Raw genomic sequence first — 7947 nt, 5'->3', positions numbered from 1 at the left:
GGTTAGTATTGGTATCTTGGGAGGGTGAGGAAAATTGGGTCAAACCACCCGGTTAAAGAATTGGCCTGGAGGTAGCAATAGAGCCCATAGGGTTGCAGTGTTGAAAACTCCCCACCAATTATAAAGTGAAAGGTAAGTAGGATTAAGCTGGGGCAAGGGATTGGCAAAACTGCTTAAAGGGCTCGTGAAGATCTGCTGGGCTTTTAGCCCGGCTGTCACAGCTAAGCCGTTGACCCCGCTAAAAGCAGTTTCTACTAGTCCTAAATTATTCTGGATAGCGCTGGTAAGGGCGGTTTGGTTTACAGCCAGGGTGCCATTTGGATTCTGGGTTATGCCTATAGCGGTTAGGCTTGCGGCCTGGTAGGTATAGCTTTGTTTTAAACTAGAAAGGAGCTGGGGAGTTATATATTGTGAATTCTGCGCTGTAAAGGTTACCAGGTTATTATAGGCTGTCACAAAATTATTGATGGCGTTGCTTATAGCTTGGGTATCAGGGGTTACTGTGATGGTGGCGTTGGTTACTGGGCCTAAAAGGTTTAAACTCAATTTCTGGTTATCAAGGTATACGGTGTTGCTTTCGGAAGTATAAGGAACACCATTTAAGGTGTAGCTGGCATTGGAGGCGGCCACAGAAACTGTATTAGCTCCGGTATAAGCTACTGCATTGCCGGTCACATCCGTTAAGGTGAAGGCATTGCTGGTGCCCGTATTGCTGGCGGTTAATACCAGGCGGCTGGTGCCCGCGATTGTATCGGTAGCTACTTTGGCAGTAACTGGAGCGCCGGAGGCATTTATAGCCCGGGCCATATTCTCCAGGACGGTCTGGTTGGTGTCTCCTGTATTAACTGTAAAGGATATGGTGTAGGTCCTGCCGCCAGTCTGGAGGTTAAAGGTATAAGTACCTGCTGCAAGCCCGGCTGCCGCGGTGCTGGACAAAGGAGTGCCCAAGTTTAGCTGGGCGGTAGCGATCTGGCTTATGCTTATAGTATAAGTGGCTATGGTAGCCCCTGGCTTAGCCTGGGCAGTAACGGCGCTGGGAGCAGATGAGGTAGCAGCCCTTTGTAAGAAGACATTATTGCTCGTACTAAGCTGTAAGGGTTGGGAAGCCTCCCAGAGCTGGCGGGCATAGTTGCTAAGAGAAGTCAGTGCATTAGCTAAGAGGGAAGGCTGCTGCTGGATCCAGTTTTTCACCCCTAAGGCTTCCTGGGCCACAGAGATAGGGCTTATCGGCTGGTAAGGATAAGAGGAAGCCAGGGGGTTTAAAAGATAGCTTGCTAGCCAATAATTATTATACCGGTAGCTACCATATACGGGGCTAACCATACGGGCTATCTCCTTTTGTTTACTTAAAAAATTGCTTTCTTAAAGTATTATATCGCCCACGAATATCTAAAGTAAAGATTCTATTTCAATTAATGATGGTGCGCCAGCTCTTGAGCGGTAGAGTTTCTAGAGGCCAGATTTTTAATACGTATTCAAGATTTTTAAGAACATCTGTCTGCCATTGGGCATAACTTGCCTGGTTTCTGTAAGCGACCACCTCTATCCTCGTTCAGTACTGTTTAAGGCTTAGGGGGTTCTGGCCGGATACCAAATTAGCCGCCTCCTTAAGGCCCTTGTTAAAATAGGGCCTCTCATGTCCCTAGATGCCAGCGGTTCCTTCGCGAAGTCTATGGTCTTCGCCAAGTGGAAAGGGATAAACTACACCAGGCGCTATTTTGCACCCATGAAACCCAAGACGGCAAGCCAAGGCAAGATCCGGAGTTACTTCACTCAAGCGGTGAATAGCTGGCACGGGGAGGGTAAGGAGGTAAAGGAGAGGTGGAACTTGGCCGTTCGTGGCCAACCACTTACAGGTTTCAATTATTGTGTGGTCCAGTATATAAAGTATCTCTTGGCTCACGAAGGCCAGGCACCACCTACACCTTTCTTGCCTTCTGGTAGTGTGTAGTCCGGATGCGGTTGTTAAAGGGGCGGCAGGGCTTTAGGCTTGCCGCTTCCCCTATGCCCCCCGGGGAGGCACCAGAGTGGTAAATCTTTACACAATTTTAGTATGATGGTTCCTGGTTAACTTTTACAAACCGTGTTATAATTAGTTCGGTGATGTAATGATGGAAAAGATAGCTTCTAACGCTCTCAAAGATATATTCGGCTTGTTTCCTGAAATAATCGCCGTCTATTTATATGGTTCCTACCTTGAGGAGCCAGAACGAGCTCAAGATGTAGATCTAGCGGTTTTGCTGGCGCCAACGGAAGGTATAGTAGATCTTTACACGCATCTTTACCCTAAACTGGAAGCAACATTTGCTCCGCTAGAAGTGGATTTGCTTTTTTTGAACCTTGCACCTGTTCCCATGGCTTTTGAGGTCATAAGCAAGGGAAAGGTTATTTACTGTGTAGATGAGGAACGACGGACGGATTTCGAATATGTAATCTCCGGCCTATATATGGACTACCGCTATCACTTGCAACAGGCCCGGCGTGAGCTGTATGAAGCTATAAAGGAGGCTTCCGGCCTTGTACAATGAGGCACTGATTGCTGAGAGGCTAGCTATAATTCAAAACTCGGTCAAGAGGCTTAAAGCCTTGCAGGCGCAACTGCCACGAGACCAATTTGTAAAAAACGAAGACGCCATAGATATAACTGAGAACAGGCTGCGCCGGGCACTGGAGGCGTTATTTGACCTGGGTCGTCATCTCGTTGTAAAGTCGGGTTTAGGTGTACCTCAAGATTACCGCTCTGTGATCGAAAAGTTAAAGGAGGGCCAAATACTGCCAGCAGATTTTGCCCAAAAAATTATAAGTATGGCTGGCTATCGTAATCGCTTAATTCATGAGTACAATAAGGTAACTCCTGAAGAACTCTATGAGATCCTTGAAAAACGGCTCGGTGACTTCACTTTATTCTGTCGCTATATCGTGAGCTATCTGGAAAGAACATCTGAGAGGCAGCCTGTAGAATAATTAGAACGGAAATTAGCTCCAAGGATACGGCTAGAAGGATAACCAAGTTGCGGGAGTAACTGTACAGGGCCCCCATCAAGGTGCTCCCCAAAAACCACGCTACTCCCAAGCCGGTGTTAAATATCCCGTAAGCCAAGCCCCGGCGCTCCCGGGGGGTGATCTCGGCCAGGGCCGCGCGCATTATAGTTTCCTGGATGCCCATAGCCGCACCCCAGAGGATCATGCCCGCGAGGGCCAAGGAATAGTGGGAGGCGAAGACCAGGAAGGGGATGGGGATGGTACACAGGGGGAGTAGAGCGAGGCTAGATAGCCCCTTCCGGTCGAAGAGCCACCCCACGGGCAGGGCGACCAGGGCATCAACACCCATGGCTAGAGCGAAGAGTAGGGGTATCTGGGCATCTGGGACTACCCCTTGGAGCTTGAAGTGATAGGATATGAGCTGAAAATGGAGGTATCCGGCAATGCTAAAAGTGGTAAAGAGGATGTAAAGCCAGAAGATGCGGGGAAGTTTTCCTCCGTCAGATGAGCTTGCCTCTCCGGCAGAGGTTTCCAGCTGTTGAGGATCAGGGTAGAGGGCCCGGGAGATGAAGACCGTAAAGAGCCCCAGCACCGCGGGGAGGAAGAGGACCAGGAAGGCCGCCCGATAATCATTAGCCCTAAAGAAGAGGATAGCAGCAACGATCAAGGGTCCGGACACTGCACCGATCTGGTCCATAAGCTCGTGTAGCCCAAAGCCCAATCCAGTCCCCACTTGGCGCGTGGCGTAGGAGAGCATGGCGTCCCGGGACGGGGTACGGATGGCCTTGCCGAGGCGCTCAGCTACAATAAGGAAGCTGGCTACCTCCACGCGGCCGGCTAAGGCAAGCAAGGGTATGGCTAAAAGATTAAGCCCGTATCCCAGGATGGTAAACAGCCAGTAGCGGCGTGTCCGGTCGGCTATATACCCTGAAAGTAGGCGCAACCCATACCCCAAAAGTTCCCCCAGGCCGCCTACAAAACCTACGGCTGCAGCGCTGGCTCCTAGCAAGGATAAAAATGGCCCTGTTATGCTGCGGCCGCCTTCATAAGTGATATCGGCAAGCAAGCTTACTATGCCCATTAAAAAAATGAAACGAAGCGCCTTTTCCCGCTGGCGGTCACCTCTGTTCATGTCTTTTACCTCCATCCGGGGAAAGTTCACTAGCCGCAAATACTTTGGCGTAAAAGGCCTCCAGAGCTTCTTGGCATTCGGTGAGCCGCTTTCGTGCCTCTGCTGCTTTGGCTGCGCCAAAGAAGTCCCGCCTCTCAATCTTTTGAAGCCAGGTCACGAGCCTCTGCAATCCCTCTTCATTTTCCTCCAGTTCACCGAAGATGAAATTCTGGCGCTCTGTCTCGTGCCTTATTTCAGCCAGGAAGGCTTCGCATTGCTCCAGGAACTCAGAATATTCCTCATCGCGCTCGGCATTAAAGCGGTCGATTATTCTTTCTTGATCTGCTGCGTTTAAGGCCTTGGCTTCGAGGATCAGACTTTCTCCACCGGACTCCTCAATCTCCCGGTAAAGGTCCTGGAACAGCTCCCTATTGGCGGGAGAGTCGGGCAGGATGCAGACAGAGTTCTGCAGGTAAACGGCCCCGGCTCCCTTGAGCCTCCGCCATAGAGCCACCCGGTAGCGCGAAGGCTCTGGAGGTATCTTATAAATAAGAATCAACCAGTTAGAGCTTTCGGCCATGGCTTCCTCCTTAAGTAACAGCAGTTACAAGAAAGTTATATCATGTAACAGCAGTTACGTCAAGAGCGAACCCCTCAAGTTTATATCTGGTTTCCCTGCCGGGGCTGGTTAAACTTTACTGGGCTACCGCTTTAGGTTTAATTGCTTGCTTTTAGGCTGGGGTTTCGCCGGCAAAAACCGGGAATGCGGCAAGGGCCGGAAAGCCTTGACAAGGGTTACTAGCTGGTGTTATACTTTATCTTGCAATGGTGAGGTGTCGGGGCGTAGCTCAGCTTGGCTAGAGCACTACCTTGGGGTGGTAGGGGTCGCTGGTTCAAATCCAGTCGCTCCGACCAGGTACGGCTCACCCGGGTCTTCCCGGGTGGGTTTTATTTTTGTTTCAGAGGGGTGAAAGTTAAGGTGGCGGGTTCTAGAAAGGTATACACTTATGGTGTTATAGGCGGTGCTATCTCATTATTAACAGTTTTTGTAATCATATATTCCCTAGGATATCATAACCTACTTTTAGCGAGGATGGGCTGGGGACGAGGGATAAAAAACCCGGATCCCTCTTCTTTCCCGGCGGCTCCCCCGGCAGTTGACGGGAGTAGCTACGATGTGCTGGTGGTAGGTGCTGAGCCGGAAGGGATAGCCGCGGCCGTGTCCGCTGCCCGGCAGGGGGTGAAGGTCCTTTTAGTTGATAAGCGGGACGGTCTGGGAGGGCTTTTTACATACGGTTGGCTGAACTTCATCGATATGAACTTCGGGCCGCGCTGGGAGCTTTTGACCCGAGGTACCTTTCAGGAGTTTTACCAGGAGGTTCAGGGAGAAGTTTTCGATGTGGAAGAAGCGAAGATTATCTTTAAGCGTATGGTAGAACGCTATCCTAACCTGGCCGTAAGTTTAAATACCACCTTTCGCTCTCCTCTCATGGAGGGGGATAAGATAGTAGGCATAGAAGCTGTTAGGGGTGGTGAAGTAGTCAGGTTTTACGGCCAACGGGTGATTGATGCTACTCAAGATGCCGATGTAGCTGCCGCAGCCGGAGTGCCCTATACTGTTGGAGCCGAGGATATAGGGGAGAAAGACCGGCGGCAGTCGGTGACACTGATTTTCCGGGTTAGGGGGGTAGACTGGGAGGCTTTAGGCAGGGCGATTAAGGAAGGGAAGATCTCGGATGCGAAAATATCCAATCGGGCTGCTTGGGGCTTTAGTTCGGTTACCAAAGGTTACCAACCCTCTAGCCCCCGGCTGAGGTTAAGGGGTCTCAATATAGGCCGCCAGAAGGACGGCACGGTGCTTATAAATGCCCTCCAGGTATTCGGGGTGGATGGACTTAGTGAAGAATCTAAAAGAGAAGGTATGGAGCTTGCCCGGAAAGAGTTGCCTTCTATCGTAGCATTCCTGCGGGAGAAGATCCCGGGCTTTGAGGCTGCTGAGCTCGATGGGTGGGCTCCGGAGCTTTACGTGCGGGAGACCCGGCATATAAAGGCCGAATACCAGTTGGATATTAATGATGTGGTGTTCAACCGGGATTTTCCTGATCGCATAGCCCACGGGTCTTATCCGGTGGATGTCCAGGCTACTTCTCCCCAGGATACGGGGTATGTTTATGGCCGGCCGGTTATGTACAGCATACCTTTCCGCTCGCTGGTGCCTCTTAAGGTAGAAAACCTTTTAGTGGTAGGTCGCTCGGCAGGTTATACCCACCTGGCTTCGGGGAGTACCCGGGTAGTACCCGTAGGGATGGCCACGGGGGATGCGGCCGGAGTGGCGGCTGCCTATTCTGTAAGTACAGGTAAAACCTTCCGGGAGATAGCCGGAAACTTACGGGATGTACAGAAGATACAAGATAGGCTAATCCGGCAGGGGGCCTATCTTAAGGCCTTTGAAATACCTAATCCTTTGGAAGAACATTGGGCTTATCCCGGGCTAAAGTTTGTGAATCATTGGGGATTGGTGGTGGCCGGGTACGATAACAATTGGAAGTTGGAAGAGCCCATCTCCGCTATGAGCTTTTATTATATGACGGCTAATGCCATAAAAAGGGCAGTCCCTGAAAAGACGGACCTTGTCCAAGCTAAGGCAGAGTTGCTCAAAGGTTACCTTGAGGCCCGTCTGCTTACCCGCGGAGAGGGGGCCAAGCTTCTTTTGGCTTACCTCGGCAAGGATATCACCCGGATGGAGGAGGGAGCTGCAGTTTCAGAGGCGGGCGAGAAGGGTCTGTTGCCCGTTGGAATTACGGGTAGCGACCCCGGGGCGGCGCTGACTTATGCTGAAGCTTATTATGCTACCGAGAGGCTTTGTGCATATCTTGTAGACGAAGGAAAGAAGTGAAGAATTTTGTTGACAAGGGGGGGGTGTCAATGTACAATTGGATTTGATTGAAGGCCTCTATAAAAAAATCAAGTAAAGGAGGAATGGTAGTTGCGCGCGTTGGGTCGCCACATACTGGCTGAAATTTATGGGTGCAGCTTCGAGCTCCTAAATGACATCAAAAAAGTAGAAGAGATAATGGTCAACGCCGCTCTGGCGGCGGGAGCCGAAATCCGCGAAGTCTGCTTCCATAAATTCAGCCCCCAAGGCGTGAGCGGAGTGGTGGTCATCTCTGAATCGCATCTGGCAATCCACACATGGCCAGAACTGGGTTATGCCGCCGTAGATGTATTTACTTGCGGGGAGAAGGTCGATCCCTGGGAGGCCTGCAAGTACCTGACCGACAAGTTCCAAGCCGGGGAAGTACATGCCACCGAGATCCAGCGGGGTATAATCGAGCCCCGGCGGGCCGCGGCGGTGAATTTCTAGGAGGGGGATTTTTATTTTAGTACCTATAGTACAGTTTGGCTAACAGGCCTTGCCATAAAAGGAAAACGGGCAAGGCCTGTTAGCTTTTATAAAAAACTTGAGTGGACAATTAGGAGGAAAGGTTAAATTTAAGGCGAATCATTATTACAGTATTCCTAAAGGAGTACTTAAAAATGAGCGCACACCTGTTACCTGAGCTTGCCAAGGAGCTTTTGGCTGTACAGCGGTATCTGGAGAAGGAAAAGGGAAAAGTATGGTGGCCGGCTTTAAGCAGGCTCGACTGGGAATTCTTACCCGCTATGGTTATTATAAGCGGGCAGTCTTACCGGTTCCAAAGTCCGCGCTTAATTTCGCTGGCGGCTGTTTTCCAGCTCATTTTCTTGGCTTCTTCCATCCACGCAAATGTTGGCAAAGAGGCCGCACGCCATACTTTATGGGGAGATTATTTCTACACCAAATTTTTTGAACTTCTCTGCCGGGATGGCAATCT

At 50.6% G+C, this 7947-nt stretch carries 8 protein-coding genes, 1 tRNA gene and 1 pseudogene; 7 read left to right on the top strand and 3 right to left on the bottom strand.

All coding sequences use genetic code 11. The features are described from left to right. Positions 1-39: 39 nt before the first annotated feature. Positions 40-1323, bottom strand: coding sequence for a flagellar filament capping protein FliD (gene fliD / locus L5656_RS09665; protein WP_297202406.1), 1284 nt, complete (start codon positions 1321-1323; stop codon positions 40-42). Positions 1324-1636: 313 nt separating this feature from the next. Here fliD and L5656_RS09660 point away from each other — a divergent pair, with 313 nt between their 5' ends. From L5656_RS09660 to hepT, 3 genes are all read left to right on the top strand, one after another. Then, positions 1637-1951 (top strand): hypothetical protein, encoded by a 315-nt coding sequence (locus L5656_RS09660; RefSeq protein WP_297202404.1) that lies wholly within the window; start codon positions 1637-1639, stop codon positions 1949-1951. A gap of 157 nt (positions 1952-2108) precedes the next feature. Continuing rightward, positions 2109-2528, top strand: coding sequence for a type VII toxin-antitoxin system MntA family adenylyltransferase antitoxin (gene mntA, locus L5656_RS09655; protein ID WP_297202403.1), 420 nt, complete (start codon positions 2109-2111; stop codon positions 2526-2528). After that, positions 2518-2964 (top strand): type VII toxin-antitoxin system HepT family RNase toxin, encoded by a 447-nt coding sequence (gene hepT / locus L5656_RS09650; protein ID WP_297202401.1) that lies wholly within the window; start codon positions 2518-2520, stop codon positions 2962-2964. Before mntA ends, hepT begins: the two co-directional genes overlap by 11 nt. Here hepT and L5656_RS09645 read toward each other — a convergent pair. Then, positions 2897-4114: an MFS transporter gene (locus tag L5656_RS09645; RefSeq protein WP_297202399.1), complete on the bottom strand. Its 1218-nt coding sequence runs from the start codon at positions 4112-4114 to the stop codon at positions 2897-2899. The genes hepT and L5656_RS09645 overlap by 68 nt on opposite strands. Continuing rightward, positions 4101-4673, bottom strand: coding sequence for a Chromate resistance protein ChrB (locus L5656_RS09640; RefSeq protein WP_297202397.1), 573 nt, complete (start codon positions 4671-4673; stop codon positions 4101-4103). Before L5656_RS09640 ends, L5656_RS09645 begins: the two co-directional genes overlap by 14 nt. Before the next feature lie 257 nt (positions 4674-4930). Here L5656_RS09640 and L5656_RS09635 point away from each other — a divergent pair. The 4 genes and pseudogenes from L5656_RS09635 to L5656_RS09620 form a co-directional block, all read left to right on the top strand. After that, positions 4931-5008 (top strand) — tRNA-Pro (locus tag L5656_RS09635). Positions 5009-5060: 52 nt separating this feature from the next. Further along, positions 5061-6989, top strand: coding sequence for an FAD-dependent oxidoreductase (locus tag L5656_RS09630; RefSeq protein WP_297202396.1), 1929 nt, complete (start codon positions 5061-5063; stop codon positions 6987-6989). Between the two features lie 90 nt (positions 6990-7079). Continuing rightward, positions 7080-7457 carry an adenosylmethionine decarboxylase gene (gene speD / locus L5656_RS09625; protein ID WP_297202394.1) on the top strand — a complete coding sequence of 126 codons (378 nt, stop codon included), beginning with the start codon at positions 7080-7082 and terminating at the stop codon, positions 7455-7457. Positions 7458-7630: 173 nt separating this feature from the next. After that, positions 7631-7947: pseudogene (locus tag L5656_RS09620) on the top strand (hypothetical protein); the annotation flags it as partial.

It is taken from the genome of Thermanaeromonas sp. (assembly GCF_021890735.1).
GTDB lineage: Bacteria > Bacillota > DSM-521 > Neomoorellales > Neomoorellaceae > Thermanaeromonas.
The sequence above is the reverse complement of the archived record's forward strand: the minus strand, read 5'-3'. Positions and strand labels throughout refer to the sequence as shown.

Bases quoted from the DNA above. Each gene is read 5' to 3' on its own strand.
- L5656_RS09640 (WP_297202397.1), bottom strand. From the start codon at position 4,673: ATGGCCGAAAGCTCTAACTGGTTGATTCTTATTTATAAGATACCTCCA.
- fliD (WP_297202406.1), bottom strand. From the start codon at position 1,323: ATGGTTAGCCCCGTATATGGTAGCTACCGGTATAATAATTATTGGCTA.
- mntA (WP_297202403.1), top strand. From the start codon at position 2,109: ATGATGGAAAAGATAGCTTCTAACGCTCTCAAAGATATATTCGGCTTG.
- L5656_RS09660 (WP_297202404.1), top strand. From the start codon at position 1,637: ATGTCCCTAGATGCCAGCGGTTCCTTCGCGAAGTCTATGGTCTTCGCC.
- L5656_RS09645 (WP_297202399.1), bottom strand. From the start codon at position 4,114: ATGAACAGAGGTGACCGCCAGCGGGAAAAGGCGCTTCGTTTCATTTTT.